This is a genomic window from Fischerella sp. PCC 9605, from assembly GCF_000517105.1.
Taxonomy (GTDB): domain Bacteria; phylum Cyanobacteriota; class Cyanobacteriia; order Cyanobacteriales; family Nostocaceae; genus PCC9605.
The window spans coordinates 890,433-908,890 of sequence record NZ_KI912148.1; the positions used below are offsets into that span (position 1 = coordinate 890,433).

Sequence of the window (18,458 nt, forward strand, 5' to 3'; positions counted from 1 at the left end):
GTTTTTTTATTTATTATTCAATACGGATTACCCTGCACCAAACCCTCGCGGCGTACGCGTCTACATACGCTTTTACTTGAAAGATAACTGCCAAATCTTGATAGTATCATCTGTACTACCACTAATAAGATTCTGCCCATTGAGACTGAAAACCACAGACCGAACTGCCTTGTTATGCCCTTTGAAGGTGCGAAGCAATTGCCCAGTCTGTGTATTCCACAACTTAATCGTTTGATCGTAACTACCACTAGCAACATTCTGTCCGTCGGGACTAAAAGCCACAGAATAAACTGCTTGATGATGTCCTTTGAAAGTGCGAAGCAACTGCCCAGTCTTTATATTCCACAATTTAATTGTTTGGTCTTTACTACCACTTGCTAACGTTTGTCCATCGGAACTAAAAGCTAAAGAGAAAACTGCCTTGTCATGAGCTGCTAAAGGAATCCTCATTTGAGTATTACTCAATTGCCAAATCATTATTTTTCCGTCTTCACAACCACTTGCAAGAATTTGCCCATCTGGGCTTATGGCAACTGTTCTGACTGCATTTAAATGTTTGAAAGTGTGAAGCTTCGCTCCAGTCTCTAGATTCCAAAGCTGAACCGTATTGTCCCAGCTACCACTACCTAAAGTTTTTCCATCCGGACTGAAGGCTACAGACTTAACATCGTCGGTATGTCCAGACAAAGTACGGATAAGTTTACCTGTTTTTAGATTCCATAATTTGATTTGATGATCCCAACTACCACTAGCAAGAATTGCTCCATTGTGACTAATAGCAACAGAATCTACTGTATTTCCATGTCCCCTAAAAGTATTAATTAATTTTCCAGTACTTAAATTCCAAATTTTGATACTCTTGTCATAACCACCGCTAGCAAGTGTTTGCCCATTAGGACTGATAGCAATTGAATAAATCCATATAGAATTAGTATCTAAAGTACGCGCATCTCGATTTGAGCTTTTTGGAAAATTTAAAGTGATTTTATTGAACAAATCGAGTTTGATAAAGACAAAGACAAGAAATATGAACAATAGTGAAAATTTATGATTTTTTATAAAAGTTTTAATCTTTGAACGAGCCATAGTTAATAAGTTATTTAGCAAGTTACTTAAATAGAAAAATATTGTGGAACTAAAGCAATAGCAGATTTATCTTTAGTTTTCATTTATTCAGATGTCATTAAAAGAGTAGCGATATCTAACGCAAAGGCTCCCAGAGTCTTGGTGCAAAATTCTGGCTATGAATTTATGCAATTTGTTACTTAGAATAAGGATAAGTTAATTTACCCCAACAATTACAAACATGCTAAAGTAAAATAACAACTTGTATAGTACTATATTGGCAAAAATAAATTTTTTAAATTTTAATCAATTATTTTAATTTTTGCAGCAGATACGTAAGATTTATCTTCTTTAATGTTTACCTCTTGCCATTCCAAATATCGTCTTGTTAAAAATAAAATAATTGTTGTTAAAAGACCAATAATGGCCAGTGGAGTTACAAAACTCCACTGACCAAACATTTTGTCATAAATATGCCAAGCTAATAAAAACATTGCTAAGTATGTTAACTGGTGTAATCTACGCCAATTTTTCTTTAGCTTCTTCACACTCCAGTCATTAGATGTAGCAGCTAAAAGTGTGAATATCAGAAATGTTGAAATTCCTTGTACATATATTTCGTAAGTTTTTAAATCAAGAAAATCTAAATCTCTTTTATTTATCAATATCCAAGCATGACCAAGAGCTAATAGAAATGCCAAAATACCTAATTGACGTCTAAACTTCAATAAAACAACCGGTAATTTTGTTTTCCTAAGAGGTGGAAAAACGACTCTTAAGCAAGTAGGAAGTAAAGTAAAAATATAACTAGATAAAGCTAAAAATCCTAGTATATTTGCAGTGCTAGCTGTATTAAATTTCCACATATTATTTTCAAATAATACTAAGATTGTATTCTAAGAGAGCTATAATATAGTGACAAATTTCAAGAAATATTCTGCTAATTTATAAATATAAAGTTTGATTTTATATATTCCTTTATGGAAAGGATATATAAAGGGGATTTTTATATTTAAAATTAAATAAAAATTTTCAGCATAAATATGAGAAATTATTTATGCAAAATACTATGAAAAAAGTTTCATTAAAAAATAAACTTTTCTTCCTAAGTTTGCTTTTATAGCTTGACTTATTATTAACTTTTATGAAAACCTTTTTAAGGTTTAAAACTCCTTACAATATCCTGTTATATGAGATGTAAAATCTGTTTTCAATCACCTATCCTTTGATAGGAATAGCAATTCCTTTGTCCTTGTTTCTGCTCTCACTAGCTGTAACGCTAGTAAATAGAGACGGATTAATAACTTTATTCTCAGTGTTCAACACTAATACTGAAACCACGCTGTCAACGCTACTGCCAAAGCATCTGCGGCATCATCTGGATGGGGAATGTAATCTAAATCTAGCTCTCGCGCTACAGCTTGTTGGACTTCATATTTTTCAGCATTGCCATACCCTGTCAACGCTTGTTTAATTTGGGCAGGAGTAAATTCCACGTATGCAAGATTGTGCTGCGCCAAGACCAACATAATGACACCCCGTGCTTGAGCAACTAAGATAGTATTTCCCATACGATAAAAAAATAATTTCTCGATCGCTACCAAGTCGGGTTGCAACTCCTCCATCAAGGTATGCAAATCTTCGTATAAGGTACGCAGCCGTTGTCCCATTTCTGCATCTGCCGATGTAGTGATAACACCAAAATCTAGCAAATTTACTGATGTGTCTCGTTGTTGGGCTTGCTTCTGGTGGCAGATAATTGCTCCGAATCCTAGGGTAGCTAGCCCTGGATCTAATCCTAAAATTCGCTTTTCCATTCAATTTAGATTTACTTAACTTAGATTTACTTAACCAGATGGTATGTTAGAAGCCATATTGGCAACTTTGCTTTAGCGCTTTTGGTCTAATGAAATTAAAAAATGTAATAATTCCACACTTGGGGTAAAAACCCGGTAGTGTAAATTTTCTGTTAATAATTGTTTTTAGCACTGCTCCTTTTTTAGGTATGTCAATTGGTTTTCTCAGGCAAGCCCTTCACACTTTGCAACAGCAGTCGCGCCGTCGCACTCCTCATCGGGTTAACCAGTGGTTCAAGTGGTTGGCCCCCGGACTATCGGTAAAACGCTGGTTGTTGATTAGTGTTGGGGGCGTGGTGCTAGCGTGTCTGGGGTTAGCAATTTGGATTAAGCTAACACCGATTTTTTGGGCGCTAGAGTTGCTGAGAGGTTTTCTAGGAACAATCACTGACATCATACCCAACTATATCAGTGGACCTTTAGTTCTGCTGTTCGGGTTACTGTTGCTGCTTTGGGGACAAACCCGCACGGTCGGTTCAATTACTGAGGTGCTAAGACCAGAAGGCGATGAAGAACTAGTAGACGTGCTGCTGGCACATCGCCGATTATATCGAGGTCCGAAAATTGTCGTCATTGGTGGCGGTACGGGGCTTTCCACGTTACTGAGAGGACTGAAACACTACAGCGCCAATATTACCGCCATTGTCACTGTCGCTGATGATGGTGGATCTTCGGGGCGTCTGCGGCGAGAATTTGGTGTCCTGCCACCGGGGGATATTCGCAATTGTTTGGCGGCGCTGGCAGATGAAGAAAAATTATTAACAGAACTGTTTCAATATCGGTTTCAGGTTGGCGATGGTTTGACGGGTCACAGCTTTGGTAATCTGTTCTTGACGGCTATGAGTGAAATTACCGGAGATTTAGAACGGGCAGTTGCTGCCAGTTCTAAAGTATTGGCCATCCGAGGACAAGTTTTACCAGCAACTCTCAGCGATGTTCGCCTGTGGGCAGAATTAGCAGATGGTCGTCGGATTGAAGGTGAATCTAAAATAACCGCAGCAGGAGGTAATATTGTTAGAATTGGCTGCACCCCTGCCAATCCTCCAGCTTTGCCTGCGGCAATTAAAGCAATTAAAGAAGCTGACTACATGATTATGGGCCCTGGCAGCCTGTACACTAGTGTAATTCCTAACTTGTTAGTACCGGAAATTGCTGATGCGATCGCTGCCTCCAAAGCACCCCGCATCTATGTCTGCAACATCATGACTCAGCCAGGAGAAACTCAGGGATATACCGTTGCTGACCACATTCGGGCAATTGATGCTGCTTGCAACGGCAGACCCTTATTTAATGCCGTACTGGTACACAAAAAATCCCCTTCTGCCCGCGCCCTCATCCGCTATGCCCAACAACACTCCCATCCTGTCTTTTTGGATCGCGAAGAAATAACCAAATTAGGGCGAAGAGTTGTTTCAGCTAATGTGATGCATGAAGATGAAACCGGTTGCGTGCGTCACGATCCACAACGACTAGCGCGAGTGTTATTGCGGTGGTACAGTGGAGCGCATCTGGTGAAATAAGAAGAGGGGGAGAAGGGGAGAGGGGGAGATGGGGAGATGGGGAGAGTCGGGGAGTAAGGGAATAATTATTAACCACTAACCACTAACCAATGTACAGACGTGCCATGGCACGTCTCTACAACTACTAACTACTAACTACTAACTAATGACCAATGACTAATGACGACTAATTATGAAAATTTCGCTTAAAGATGCAGAGGCGACACGATCGCTTGGTATCATTCTCGGTCAATGTCTAAATGCTGGCAGCGTTATTTTGCTAGAAGGTGATTTAGGCGCTGGTAAAACTACTCTAGTACAAGGTATTGGCGAAGGCTTGGGTATTACCGAACCAATTGTCAGTCCTACTTTCACCCTCATCAATGAATATACGCAAGGACGCCTTCCCCTATACCACCTGGATCTATATCGCTTAGAACCTCAAGAAGTGGCAGCATTAAACTTAGAAACCTACTGGGAAGGAGTTGAGGTTCCGCCCGGAATTGTGGCGATTGAATGGGCAGATAGAATGCCCTATAAGCCATCTAGTTATTTAAGTCTGCATTTGATGAATGGGAATGACGTTATTCGTCAAGCCGAAATCACACTATGTAATTGTACGATTGACGAAGAAATTTTGAACTTTTGTAGGCATAATTGCCGCAGCTAAATGTTCAATATTTCTATCTACCGCTACCGCGCTCACTGGAAGTATCAAATAACATTACTTGTTTTATCTAACCATAGGTTTAGTATTCCCAACCTGAGTTCACAACTTATACATAAATAAACGATGTTTATTATTTATAAGCAAAAATAATAATAAAACGAATATATTATATATATATTTAATTAATTCTCTATTTTGAGAATGGGGAATAGCCATTGACCAATGACCAATGACCAATGACCAATGACTATTAACTATTGACCAAATGTTAAAGCCTGTCCCCGCACTTGTGTATGCAACTTGCCTTTTTCGTAAACAAGCTGACCACCGACAATTGTGTAAGTGGGCCATCCAGTCAGATTCCAACCTTCAAAAGGACTCCAACCACATTTGGTTAACAATTCTTCGCGTAAAACTGGACGATAGGTATTTAAATCTACAAGGACTAAATCAGCATCATAACCAACAGCGATCGCCCCTTTGTTAGCAATACCATATGCTTTAGCCACAGCGGTTGACATCCAGTTAACAACTTGGGCAAGAGTGCATCGCCCTTGCATCGCTGCTGTTAGCATTAAGAGTAGAGAAGTTTCTACCCCTGGCATTCCCGAAGGACTATTAGGGTATGGTTGCGCTTTTTCTTCTAAGGTGTGGGGTGCATGGTCGGTAGCAATAAAATCTATGACACCGTCATGCAAAGCTTGCCAAAGGACTTCGTTGTCGTGGGGCGATCGCAAAGGCGGATTCATCTGTGCCAATGTGCCAATCTTTTCATATGCACTGGTATTTAAAAATAAATGTTGTGGTGTCACCTCAGCCGTTACCCAGTCCGGTTTATGCTGACGCAGCAACTCTGCTTCCTCCGCCGTAGACATATGCAGAATATGCAGGCGGCGTTGGTATTTTTGCGAAAGTTTTAATGCTTGCTGAGTTGCCAACAGTGCTGCTTGATTATCTTGGATTTGAGAATGAACTGCTACATCACTAATTCCAGCAAATTCCTTGCGTCGTTGGTTGATTCTCGCTTGGTCTTCGGCGTGAACAGCAATGAGGCGGTTTCCTTTGGCAAATATTGCCTCTAAAACCTCTTGTTGGTCTATCAGTAACTGACCATGCATTGACCCCATAAAAATTTTGATCCCAGGAGTTGGGTTAGCCAGGAGCAAATCTGGCAAATTTTCTGCTGTCGCCCCAATGAAAAAGCCATAGTTGACAAGACATTTATTTTGAGCACGCTGCAATTTATCATCAAGCGCTTGCACTGTTGTGGTGAGGGGACGGGTATTCGGCATTTCCAAAAAGGAGGTGACTCCACCTTTGGCACATGCACAAGTAGCAGTGAACAAGTCTTCTTTATGTTCTAGTCCCGGTTCTCGAAAATGTACCTGTGGATCGATGACACCCGGCAACAAAGTTAACCCTTCTGCGTCAATTTCTTTGATCGGCACTGTTGTTGTGGATATTTCTGGTGCGACTTCGACGATCTGGCGATCGCGCGTCAGCACATCCCCAATCATTAATTCTCCATTGGGTAAAATTATCCGAGCACGACGAATCAGCAAACTAGTAGGAGATGACATGGATGATCTAGCGTTAAGACAAGAGCTATTTGTTACACAGTACCCTGTGAGGGCGGAGTGTGGAGGTGTAAATGAGTGGGGGGTGTAAGAAAATAAGGGTTTGGCAGTACTGGGGTATGGCAGTATAGGGAAAAATCAAATTCAAAATACACTCTTACACCTTTATTTTCTCAAACCCTTATACCTTAAACCCCAGTGAAAAAGAATTATCCCTTTAGGTTAAACTTAATTGGACTGTTAGCGATTACTTTCCATAATATTCGTCACAAAAAATTTTTCGTTTTAACTATGAATTAAGCCTATCAAGATCACAACATCATTTAGAAAGTAAATTTGTACAGTTAAGATTAAAAATATACTATCCCCAAGCAGACGAGTTAACTAGCTGCATCTTCTCTAATCAAGTAACTTCATGCAAAATCAAGTGTCTGATAACAACTCTAGCCAAAAACCCGATAGTTCCTGGATTGCAGAACTAGGTAGAACTATTGTATTAAGCATCGTGCTAGCTTTGGGTATTCGCACCTTTGTCGCCGAAGCTCGCTGGATTCCTTCTGGTTCAATGGAACCAACCTTACATGGTTCACCCAATCAGTGGGAGGCAGATAAAATTATTGTCGATAAGTTGAGTTATAACTTTTCTAATCCACAAAGAGGGGATATTGTAGTCTTTTCACCTACAAAAGAATTACAGCAAGAACAATATCAAGATGCTTTCATTAAGCGTATTATTGGTTTGCCGGGAGAAAAGGTAGAAATAAGAAATGGTAGAGTTTATATTGATAACCAGCCCCTCCCAGAAGAAAGGTACTTGTCCCCTTCACAGCGCACGGTAATAGATGTTTGCACGTCAGGTTCGCAACCACCTTTTCTATCCAAACCAGTGACAATACCTCCAAACTCCTACTTAGTATTGGGTGATAATCGTAATAGCAGCTATGATAGCCGCTGCTGGGGTGTTGTTCCGCGTGAAAATATCATTGGTCGTGCCATAATTCGTTTTTGGCCTTTAAATAACATTGGCAGTATCGATCAATCGCCACTGTATCCCTAGGAAAGAAGAAAGTAGAAGGTATTGGGGTGAGTAAGGGAAACTAGAGAAGCAGTATTAAACAACCAACCACCGTACGGGCGGGTTGAGAAACCTGCACAAGAGTTTCTTATGGAAAGCCAGTCTGTTACGGAGGTTCCTGTAGACGCCCAGAGGGCGTCTTCCCGTAAGGGTATATGTTGGAACGCTTCCCCCCCAACCCCCATGCTCCGTGGTGAACTTTAAAACTAAGCGTTGTAGGAACCGGCGTAAGAAGCACGGCGTCGGTGCTTAAAGTTTTAATAGAAGCTTTTTACAACTGGTGCAAAATTTAAATAGTAAAAATATTTTTTAAACTAGCTAGAATCACAGCTAGTCTTTTTAAGTTTTTTGTAAAAAAAATCATTTTTTTAAACAAAGCCTAAAAAAGTAATAATTTCTAGCTAATTTTTGAGAATCTAAATATTAATGTTAAATAAAGTAAATAATTTTTACTTTTATTTCTAAAATATTTTGAAAAATTGGCATATTAACTGAATCAAGTTAAGTGTTATAACTAGAATTTAAAGCTTAAGTATAGAAGGCTATGACAAGATTAAAAATACTAGTATATTTAACTAAACAATTTTTATACAAAACTATTAAGGTTATTCATGGATTTTTGAGTAGCAGGTTGTAATCAGGTTCTATCACGACTCAGCAGAATTCTCCATTTCTTAGGCAAAGTCTCAATGATGCGATGAATTTATGACAAACAATTATTTCACCCTACATAAATTTATTACACAACAAAAAGGGGTGAAATGTAGATGTATCCAGATCGCATTAAACCTAACACTGACAGAAATTAGGCTAAATCTATATAAGTCGGTTGTGCAGATATTTTTACAAATGAATTACGAACGATCATACTTTGAAAAAAAAGACATTTTGATTATTGATGATATGCCAGATAATCTGCGAGTTTTATCTTCGCTCCTGACAAGGGAAGGTTATGGCGTTCGCAAAGCATTGAACTGGCACATGGCACTTACTGCTTGCCAAACATTATTACCAGATCTGATTTTACTAGACATTATGATTCCAGAGGTTGATGGTTATGAAATTTGCCGGCGTTTGAAAGCTTGTAGGCTAACTGCCGATATTCCAGTAATTTTTATTAGCGCTTTAGAAGATGTTTTTGATAAAGTAAAAGCTTTTCAGGTAGGTGGGGTAGACTACATCACAAAACCTTTTGAATTTGAAGAAGTTTTGGTGCGTGTGGAAAATCAACTGGCGTTGAGGACTGCACGACTAGAAATTTTTAAACTCAACGCCGAATTAGAAAATAGAGTCAAAGAACGGACTTCGCAGCTAGAAAAAGCTCTCTATAAACTCCAACAAGAAATTAATCAACGTCAGCAACTACAAACTAAATTGCTAGATATAGCATTGCATGATTCGCTGACCGGATTACCTAACCGAGTTTTATTTATCAAGCGACTAGAACAAGCTCTCAATCGTGCCAAGCTAGAATCTGATTATCACTTTGCTGTTCTGTTTTTAGACTGCGATCGCTTCAAAGTCGTGAATAATTCTCTTGGTCACTTAGTAGGAGATGAATTGCTAATAGCGATCGCTCATCGCTTGCAAGCATCTTTAAGCCCATTTGATTCTTTAGCAAGATTTGGTGGCGATGAATTTGCTATTCTTTTAGAAAACATCACAGATATCAGCACTGCAATCGAAGTAGCCGAATGTATTCTCAAAAAATTATCACAGCCTTTTAAGTTGTTCAGATATGAAGTATTTATTAATGCGAGTATTGGGATTAATTGGGGCAATCATAACTATGAAAAATCAGAGTACTTGCTAAGAGATGCTGACACGGCAATGTATCGTGCTAAGGCTCTAGGAAAAGCTAGATATCATGTCTTCGACCCTGCTATGCATCAGGAAGTTTCTCAGCTTTTAGAGTTAGAAAATGATCTGAGAAGAGCAGTTGAACGCCAAGAATTTGTAGTTCACTATCAACCGATCATTTGTATAACTACAGGTGCGATCGCTGGATTTGAAGCCCTGATCCGTTGGCAGCATCCGACAAAAGGACTAGTTTATCCTACAGCATTTATTCCTATAGCAGAAGAAACAGGTTTAATTAATCATATCAACATCTGGGTATTGCAATCAGCTTGCCAGACTTTACGTCTGTTGCAAAATCATCCAGCTACAAACAAAAACCTGAATAGCCTGACTATTAGTGTCAATCTTTCACCACGTTTGTTTTCTCTACCTAATTTTCTCGCTGAAATCGACCAAATCCTTGATGAAACTAAAATAAATCCTGCCAATTTAGAGCTAGAAATTACTGAAAGTTTACTTATAGAAAATAGTGATGTTATCAAAACTATTCTTTATGAACTAAAAGAGCGAAAAATAAAATTAGTTATGGATGACTTTGGCACTGGCTATTCCTCTTTAAGCTACCTGCATAGCTTTCCTTTAAACACCCTCAAAATTGATAAGTCATTTGTCAAACGTATGCAGGAAAATCAACAGAGTATGGGATTAGTACCAGCAATTATTGGCATTGCTCATTCGATGGGGATGATAGTAATTGCTGAAGGTGTCGAAACCCAACACCAGTTAACTCAACTGAAAAATTTAAACTGTGATTTTGCTCAAGGACTTTTGTTTTCTGGTGCCATAGAACCAGAATTAGTTTTAAACTTAATTGCTACTGCACCTCAATGGTAAATATCAAGCTTTCACTGGGGTAACAGCAATGAATCAAGAGCCAGCATCTGCCAATCAAGGTAACATTCTCATCGTTGACGATCAGCTAGATAATCTGCGTGTGTTATCTACTATACTTACTGAAGAAGGTTATCAAGTTCGTAAAGCTTTAAACGGGCAAATGGCTTTGATTGCCTGTCAAACTCTAGCACCAGATTTAATCTTGCTAGATATTAATATGCCAGATATTAGCGGCTATGAAGTATGTCAACGTCTAAAATCTAACCCACAAACATGTAATATTCCTGTGATTTTTATCAGCATCTTAGATGATGTTACAGACAAAGTAAAAGGAATTAAAATGGGTGGCGTAGACTACATTACCAAGCCTTTTCAGTTTGAAGAAGTAGTAGTGCGAGTGCAGAATCAACTAACTATCCAGCGCCTACAAATGCAACTTCAAGAAACTAACCAAAAACTTTTAGAGCAAAATTCGTTATTGCGATTGGAAATTGAAAAACGCCGCAATACAGAAATAACTCTGCAAGAAGTTAACGAAAAATTGCAAGCAATGGCTTTGTTAGACAGTTTAACAGAGGTTGCTAACCGTCGTTACTTAGATGATTACTTGCAAAGAGAGTGGCAACGCTCAGCCAGAGAGCAAACTCCTCTAGCATTTATGTTATGCGATATCGACTATTTCAAATTATATAATGATACTTACGGTCATGTAGCTGGTGATACTTGTTTAACACATGTAGCCAAAGCAATTAAAAGTGCAGTTAGGCGTCCAGCAGACTTAGTAGCTCGCTACGGAGGAGAAGAGTTTGCTGTGATCTTACCAAACACAAATTTTTCTGGAGCCATGCGAGTAACCGAAAATATTCAATTGCAAGTACAAGAACTAAAAATAGCTCATTCTGCATCTTTTGTAAGTGAATATCTAACATTAAGTATTGGTATTGCGGTTTGTCTACCCAGTCATCAATATTCACCAGATACTTTAATTGCAGCTAGCGACCAAGCATTGTATCAAGCTAAACAACAAGGACGTAATAATTACTGTGCTTACATATCTTTTTCCAGTCATTATTTACTATGATAAAACCCTTCTGAGAAAAAAATAAATGTGAGAAAACTAATATATTTGAGAAATTAATCAAGGCAAAAATTGATTTTGATCACTATCAAAATAGTTTTAAAAAATAAATTTACATATTACTAAAATGCATTTCAATCAAGAGAAAGATTACCAAGGAAATATTTTGGTTGTTGATGATACACCAGATAACTTGCGTCTTTTGTCAGCAATGTTGACTGCACAAGGTTATGAAGTTCGCAAGGCATTAAACGGGAAAATGGCGCTTACCGCTTGTCAAATGGTATTACCAGATGTGATTTTGCTAGATATTAACATGCCAGGAATGGATGGCTATGAAGTTTGCAGACAACTGAAAGCCGATCGTAAGACTTGCCAAGTTCCAGTCATTTTTATTAGCGCTCTTGATGATGTTTTGGATAAAGTCAAAGCCTTTGATGTGGGTGGAGTAGACTATATCACTAAACCTTTTCATGGTGCAGAAGTTATATTGCGAATAGAAAATCAAATCAATTTACGCTTGTTACAAAATAAACTGCAAGAAAAAAATTTTTTATTACAAGAAACTCTTGATGAATTGAAGGCTGCTCAAGTCCAAAGAATTCAAAGCGAAAAAATGGTAGCACTAGGAAATTTAGTAGCAGGAATTGCCCATGAAGTGAACAATCCAATCAGTTTTATCTATGGTAATCTCGAATATGCCAGTCAATACGTGCGAGACTTAGTGAATTTAATTGAGGTATATCAGCAGGAATATCCAAATCCGACACCAAAAATTCAAACAATCGTCAAAGAGATAGACCTGAATTTTTTGATTAACGATCTGCAAAACCTCATGGGTGCGATGTACAGAGGATCTGATCGCATCCGTTCTATTGTTCAGGCACTACAAAACTTCTCCCGTCTCGACGAAGCCGAGATGAAGCAGGTTGATATCCATGTAGGTATAGACAGCACCCTGGTAATGTTGCAACATCGGCTAAGGGAAACACCAAATCGTCCTGCTATTGAGGTAGTGAAAGAATACGGCAACTTACCCCTAGTTAGCTGTTATGTCAGTGAACTCAACCAGGTTTTTATGCATCTGTTGAACAATGCGATCGATGCTTTGGATGAGTCAAGAGGAGGCAGTGCGGTGGACGGGTCTCCCGGCATAAAGCACCTGCCGTTCAATAGTCAAGAGTCAATAGTCAAAATCCCCGAACTATTGACTATGGACTCTGGAACGCCAGTCGCTACAACGGAGGGAACCTCCGCAACGCGCTGGCTCCTCTTGACTAAACCCCAAATTCACATTCGCACGATGCTAACAGACTCAGATACTGTAAAGATTTGTATAGCCGACAATGGTTCCGGTATAGATGAGTCGGTGCGATCGCGAGTGTTTGACCCATTTTTTACCACAAAGCCTGTAGGCAAAGGCAGTGGACTGGGATTATCGATTAGTTATCAAATTGTAGTGCAAAAACATCAAGGCAAGCTCACTTGCACCTCATCACCCGGACAAGGAGCCAATTTTACCATTGAAATTCCTTTGGAACAACCTCAATTAAATTGAGCAATTACTTCCAACATTTTTCAGTCACGTAGCATAATAGAAATGTGACTGATCACCTCGACCCATTACTATCTCTAAAAGAAGGTCACTGGTTCAAGCTCATCTGCGGAGCCAGCTTCCAGCATCTGCCTGCGGTCAGAAGTTTAACATTAGCCTACACTTTGGCTGGCGCTGACTGCATAGATGTGGCTGCCGATCCAGCTGTAATCGCCGCAGCGAGAGAGGCGCTACAAGTTGCTACCAAATTTGCTAAGGATGCCAAAGAGCGAGGCTTTGGCAACACAGGAAAATCACCGTTTTTGATGGTTAGCCTCAACGATGGTGAAGATCCGCATTTTCGCAAAGCAAAGTTTGACTCAACAGAGTGTCCCCCAGATTGCCACCGACCATGCGAAAGAATTTGTCCAGCACGGGCAATTAAATTTAGCAATATACAAGAGGATTTTTCAGGAGTCATTTCCGAAAAATGCTACGGCTGTGGTCGTTGCATTCCAGCTTGTCCATATGATATAATTTATACATCATCCTATGTATCAACACCAGAAGCGATCGCACCATTGATCCTGTCAACTGGGGTTGATGCTGTAGAAATACATACTAAAGTAGGGCGTTTGACAGAATTTCGGCGATTGTGGCAAGCAATTTCACCGTGGACTGAACGCTTGAAGTTAGTAGCGATTAGCTGTCCCGATGGCGAAGGTATGATTGATTACCTGCACGCCTTGTATGACGCGATCGCCCCATGTAATTGTGCTCTAATTTGGCAAACCGACGGCCGTCCGATGAGTGGTGATATAGGTGATGGCACCACTTTAGCCACGGTGAAATTAGGGCAAAAAGTTTTGGCAGCTAAATTACCGGGATACGTGCAGTTAGCAGGTGGCACTAATAGCTACACTGTTGCCAAGTTAAGGGCAATGGGACTGCTAGGCAACGGGAAGGACACGGGGACGCGAGGACACGAGGACGGAGGGAATTGTTCCTCAAATTCCCTCTCCGCGTCACCGCGTCTCCCATTCTCCGCGTCTTCCATTTCTGGAGTAGCCTATGGCAGCTACGCCCGTGTATTGCTGTCACCAATTCTTGAGCAGTTAGAAGCAAGGGAGGTGAATGACGCCAGTGTCAAAACAACTGTCCGCCTAGAAGAGGAACCAGAATTGCTCTGGCAAGCTGTTGGGCTTGCCCATTCTCTCGTTTCCCAGCTCAAGTCACAGCAGTAGTAGGGGCAAAGGCAGTGCCTTGCCCGTACAAGCAAGTTCGCTATCTCTAAAAACGTCACCATAATAAGCATGACGATTACAGACGATCTCCAAAAGTTGTTAGATATTTTGCCCCAAGACCTGCGGCAAAAATTAGAGAAGCATCCCCAACGAGATAGTTTAGTTGAAGTGGTCTTGGATCTGGGCCGTCGCCCAGAGGCTCGCTTTCCCCATCAAGCTGAGTATCTGAGCGACGCGCCCGTTACTCAGGAAGTAATAGATGATTGCATCAAGCGAGTGGGAAGCTTCGGCGGAGATAATCGAGCAGGAATAGAGCAAACTCTGCACCGGATCAGCGCTATCCGCAACCGCAACGGCAAGATAATTGGCTTAACTTGCCGCGTTGGTCGGGCGGTGTTTGGAACCATTGGCATGATCCGCGATTTAGTAGAAACTGGTAAATCGATTCTCATGCTGGGACGCCCAGGTGTGGGTAAAACCACTGCCTTGCGGGAAATAGCCCGTGTTTTGGCGGATGATTTGAACAAGCGAGTAGTGATTATTGATACCTCTAACGAAATCGCGGGCGATGGCGACGTTCCCCACCCGGCAATTGGTAAGGCAAGACGGATGCAAGTAGCTCATCCGGAATTGCAGCATCAGGTGATGATTGAGGCAGTGGAAAACCATATGCCAGAAGTCATCGTCATTGATGAAATTGGCACGGAACTGGAAGCTTTGGCAGCTCGTACGATTGCGGAACGGGGTGTGCAGTTGGTAGGTACTGCCCACGGCAACCAAATTGAAAACTTAATCAAAAACCCCACCCTTTCCGATTTGGTTGGTGGTATCCAAGCTGTGACGTTGGGAGATGATGAAGCCAGACGACGGGGCAGTCAAAAAACCGTTTTAGAACGCAAAGCTCCTCCTACCTTTGAAATTGCTGTGGAAATGCTGGAACGGCAACGCTGGGTAGTCCACGAAAGTGTTGCTGACACAGTCGATACTCTGCTGAGAGGGCATCAGCCTAGCCCGCAAGTCAGAACTGTTGATGAAGACGGTAAAGTCAAGATTACACGCCAGTTAACTGCTCTCAACGGTCGCTCCCAAAGCCTGGGCAAAGAAGAATCTTTTGCACCAGCACGACAGTCTAACGGCTGGCGTTCATCGGGGCAAATGCTACCATTGCCGCCCACAGCAGAGCCGCCAAAGCTTTCTAGGCACAGTGAGTTTGACCGCTTGCTGGATGAATCGTTAAATCACTTTGACAGCTTTAATGACGTTGATACCAGACTGGCAGGGCCTAACGGCGAAGATTTGCCACTGCACGTTTACCCTTATGGTGTCAGCCGCAGTCAATTAGAACAAGTAATTGAGGTGCTGAATTTGCCAGTGGTATTGACAAAAGATATTGATAGTGCTGATGCAATTTTGGCACTGCGATCGCACGTCAAAAACCACGCTAAATTGCGGCAAATGGCAAAAGCTCGACAAGTGCCGATTCACATGATTAAATCCAGTACAATTCCGCAAATTACCCGTAGCTTGCGGCGATTGCTGAACATAGACGATCCGGAAATTACTGACGATCGCGAACTGCAACTATTTCTCCACAGCGCCAGCGATGATGAGATTGATGCTTTGGAGGAAGCTAGACTTGCAGTTGAGCAGATTGTCATTCCCAAAGGACAGCCTGTGGAATTGTTGCCGCGATCGCCCCAAGTGCGGAAGATGCAACACGAGTTGGTGGAACACTACCGCTTGAAGTCCCATAGCTTTGGGGAAGAACCAAATCGGCGCTTGCGGATTTATCCGGCGTAACCTCACCCCCTAACCCCCTCTCCGTGAACGGAGAGGGGGAGAACTTTTTTATACGGATTATAAGTTTTAGAGCGGATTTTATTTTAGCAGGATTTTTAAGAAAAGATTAAGCGATCACGTATGTAGGAAAATTATTGAGCATTATTAATTATCTCAACAGCAATCTAAGGATACGTATAAAGAAGACAGAATTTAAACACGCCAATGTTTGATGCCTTCAATTAGCTTTTCCACAGCATTAACGTTCCGCTGTCTGAGATCGACTGCATGTCTAACTTCAAGAAAGTTTGGAAGCGTTACTTCTCCTTTAAAACTTTTCAGGATTACAGGAATAATTCGATGCCCGCGTTTCACACACTTTTGCATGAGAGCATACATTTCCTCTGTCTGCCACGGACCCATACCTTCCTTTCCAATAAATACAGCTGCTGATCTAAGCTGTTCATTATCAATCTGTTTCTCCAACACCCTTGGCCAATGATCGCCTACAATGAGATCCCACTCATCAAACCAGACTGATATTCTTCGTTCCTTTAACTGTTCTGCAATCTTCATCACCTCAAGTTTATCTTTGCTATTATGGCAGAGAAAAAGACCTATATTGAAGCAAAGCTGGTCATTGTCAATCTTTTTTTTTATTTCTTGTATGCGTGTTGACCCAAGAAATCTTATTTTGCGACTAGCTAAATCATCTAAGTTTTTGTAAGGTCTATTACGAATAATTTCTTCAATTATTTTATCTCCAATACCTGTTCCTTTAAAAGCTTCACTCAACTTTTCTTTTTCATCCATGTCAATTATATTGATATCTATACAAATAGAAAGTGTTTCATTTGTACTATTATCTTTTGTATTTAAAGTTTCACCTGTATTGTTTTTTTCTTTATTAGATGGATTCACCCATACAATTTTTTTATTTTCTAAAATTTTATTCAAATATAATGAGCATGCTGGGGCGATTATAAAGGCTATATCATGTGGTTTTATATTAGAACTAATAGGCTTGTAATTTTCTACATCAAGCTGATGAATAAAATTGTCTACGTACAACTTTAATAACTCATAATTTCTAGCTCCACCATATGCTCTAGCAACTATATTACCGTTTTCCTCTAATGTCGCATAGCAGCCAAAAGAAAAATTTTTAGCTTTGATAATATTTGAATCAACCTTTAATTCATACCTTCCCAGATAATCTTTCCATTGGCGTTCGCATTCCGATTTCACTAATTCTGTAAAACTACGAATCGTGCCATTAAATGCATTTTCAGATGCTTCTATTAAGTACTGCTTACATATTTCTAACACTCTACCAGCATATTCTTTACAGAAGTTTCTTAAAATCTTATTGCTATCAGAATAATGAAGCTGTATATTTTCTATTTCTCTATTTGCTTGTTCAAAATTAGTTTGACCTTGATAGGCATCTTTAACGCGCTTAATAATTTTATCTTTAATTCGATTAAATTCCTCAATACGTCCTGGTACTAGACGTATAACTGAATCACGTACACGGCTCTCAAAAGCTAAATCTTCTACAAGAAACTTTCTGGCAATATCAGATGTTCCTGCTAAATATATTATTAAGGGAATTTTTTGTTGGTAGTCTTGATAAGCCTTATTTATCAAAGACCTAAATACAGACCTTATTGACTGGTCATAAGTGGTATTTTCTCTTAAAACATCGTCTAATTCATCAATTAGATATACAAATGTATAATTTTGTTTACACTTTAATATTTGTTCAATAATATAAAAAAATATTTCCTCAGCTTCAATTCCGCTTTCACTAAAACATCTAATAAACTTAGAACGAAAACCTATCTCTGTGGTGGTTTTTCTAAGAAGCTCAGCAGCCACTTCATCGCCTAACAGTTCTCTTAAAATATGTTCTGCTACAACTTTAATCTCTTGATTATCTAAAGCCTTTTGAAATGTATTTGCTAATAAATAAAAATAGAATTTATTTCTCACACTTTGACTATTACTGATAGAAAGAATTCTAGGTAAGTCAAAACGAAAGACTAGAGAACGGGTCAAGTAATCATCTCTAAATGCAATTCGTTTTTCTAAGTATTGTAGTAATGTAGTCTTTCCACTTCCAGCAATCGCTGCCACGAATCTAAAGGTAAAAAAACGTTTGTCAAAACTATGGCGTAGATCATCCTCAAGTAATTCTGTTACATTGGATATAGGGTTTCTAGAAAGACTTTGAGCTTCCGTAACTTCCGTAGACTCGTGACTTCCTGTTCCTGGGCGTTTAACATCGCGCTCAATCAAAATATCCTCAATAAAGGACTCCCCTCTAATCACTTGTAAAAGGAATTCTTCTATAAATATTGTGTTTCCTGAGTCTTCAAGCATAT

The 18,458-nt window shown here is 39.9% G+C and carries 13 protein-coding genes; 8 read left to right on the plus strand and 5 right to left on the minus strand.

Features of this window, described 5'->3' with window-relative positions; genetic code table 11:
• Window positions 1-72: 72 nt before the first annotated feature.
• The 3 genes from FIS9605_RS0106345 to ruvC form a co-directional block, all read right to left on the minus strand.
• On the minus strand, window positions 73-996 hold the full coding sequence (locus FIS9605_RS0106345) for a WD40 repeat domain-containing protein (protein WP_231510252.1): 924 nt from the start codon (window positions 994-996) through the stop codon (window positions 73-75).
• Between the two features lie 371 nt (window positions 997-1,367).
• Complete coding sequence (locus FIS9605_RS0106350; RefSeq protein ID WP_026731840.1) at window positions 1,368-1,931, minus strand: ferric reductase-like transmembrane domain-containing protein; 564 nt, start codon at window positions 1,929-1,931, stop codon at window positions 1,368-1,370.
• Between the two features lie 459 nt (window positions 1,932-2,390).
• Complete coding sequence (gene ruvC / locus FIS9605_RS0106355) at window positions 2,391-2,882, minus strand: crossover junction endodeoxyribonuclease RuvC (protein WP_026731841.1); 492 nt, start codon at window positions 2,880-2,882, stop codon at window positions 2,391-2,393.
• A gap of 188 nt (window positions 2,883-3,070) precedes the next feature.
• Here ruvC and FIS9605_RS0106360 point away from each other — a divergent pair, with 188 nt between their 5' ends.
• Together FIS9605_RS0106360 and tsaE are read left to right on the plus strand one after the other, a co-directional pair.
• A complete protein-coding gene (locus tag FIS9605_RS0106360; RefSeq protein WP_026731842.1) occupies window positions 3,071-4,441 on the plus strand; it encodes a gluconeogenesis factor YvcK family protein in 1,371 nt (456 codons plus the stop codon).
• A 172-nt stretch (window positions 4,442-4,613) separates the two neighbouring features.
• Window positions 4,614-5,090, plus strand: a complete 477-nt coding sequence (gene tsaE / locus FIS9605_RS0106365; RefSeq protein ID WP_026731843.1) for a tRNA (adenosine(37)-N6)-threonylcarbamoyltransferase complex ATPase subunit type 1 TsaE — start codon at window positions 4,614-4,616, stop codon at window positions 5,088-5,090.
• 254 nt (window positions 5,091-5,344) lie between these two features.
• On the opposite strand, the gene FIS9605_RS0106370 is transcribed toward tsaE, so the two are convergent.
• Window positions 5,345-6,670 carry a dihydroorotase gene (locus FIS9605_RS0106370; RefSeq protein WP_026731844.1) on the minus strand — a complete coding sequence of 442 codons (1,326 nt, stop codon included), beginning with the start codon at window positions 6,668-6,670 and terminating at the stop codon, window positions 5,345-5,347.
• 412 nt (window positions 6,671-7,082) lie between these two features.
• On the opposite strand from FIS9605_RS0106370, the gene lepB reads away from it, so the two are divergent.
• The 6 genes from lepB (at window position 7,083) to FIS9605_RS0106405 (ending at window position 16,092) form a co-directional block, all read left to right on the plus strand.
• Window positions 7,083-7,724 carry a signal peptidase I gene (lepB, locus tag FIS9605_RS0106380; protein WP_026731845.1) on the plus strand — a complete coding sequence of 214 codons (642 nt, stop codon included), beginning with the start codon at window positions 7,083-7,085 and terminating at the stop codon, window positions 7,722-7,724.
• An 867-nt stretch (window positions 7,725-8,591) separates the two neighbouring features.
• The gene (locus tag FIS9605_RS0106385) at window positions 8,592-10,436 is read left to right on the plus strand and encodes a GGDEF/EAL domain-containing response regulator (protein ID WP_026731846.1); all 1,845 of its coding nucleotides are present in this window, start codon (window positions 8,592-8,594) and stop codon (window positions 10,434-10,436) included.
• A gap of 28 nt (window positions 10,437-10,464) precedes the next feature.
• Window positions 10,465-11,517: a diguanylate cyclase domain-containing protein gene (locus tag FIS9605_RS36395; protein WP_035139428.1), complete on the plus strand. Its 1,053-nt coding sequence runs from the start codon at window positions 10,465-10,467 to the stop codon at window positions 11,515-11,517.
• Between the two features lie 124 nt (window positions 11,518-11,641).
• Window positions 11,642-13,072 (plus strand): hybrid sensor histidine kinase/response regulator, encoded by a 1,431-nt coding sequence (locus tag FIS9605_RS0106395; RefSeq protein ID WP_026731847.1) that lies wholly within the window; start codon window positions 11,642-11,644, stop codon window positions 13,070-13,072.
• Between the two features lie 44 nt (window positions 13,073-13,116).
• Window positions 13,117-14,292, plus strand: a complete 1,176-nt coding sequence (gene ldpA, locus FIS9605_RS0106400) for a circadian clock protein LdpA (protein WP_026731848.1) — start codon at window positions 13,117-13,119, stop codon at window positions 14,290-14,292.
• A 69-nt stretch (window positions 14,293-14,361) separates the two neighbouring features.
• Window positions 14,362-16,092: a R3H domain-containing nucleic acid-binding protein gene (locus FIS9605_RS0106405; protein WP_026731849.1), complete on the plus strand. Its 1,731-nt coding sequence runs from the start codon at window positions 14,362-14,364 to the stop codon at window positions 16,090-16,092.
• Window positions 16,093-16,284: 192 nt separating this feature from the next.
• On the opposite strand, the gene FIS9605_RS39745 is transcribed toward FIS9605_RS0106405, so the two are convergent.
• The gene (locus tag FIS9605_RS39745) at window positions 16,285-18,456 is read right to left on the minus strand and encodes a toll/interleukin-1 receptor domain-containing protein (RefSeq protein WP_051469941.1); all 2,172 of its coding nucleotides are present in this window, start codon (window positions 18,454-18,456) and stop codon (window positions 16,285-16,287) included.
• Window positions 18,457-18,458: the final 2 nt, after the last annotated feature.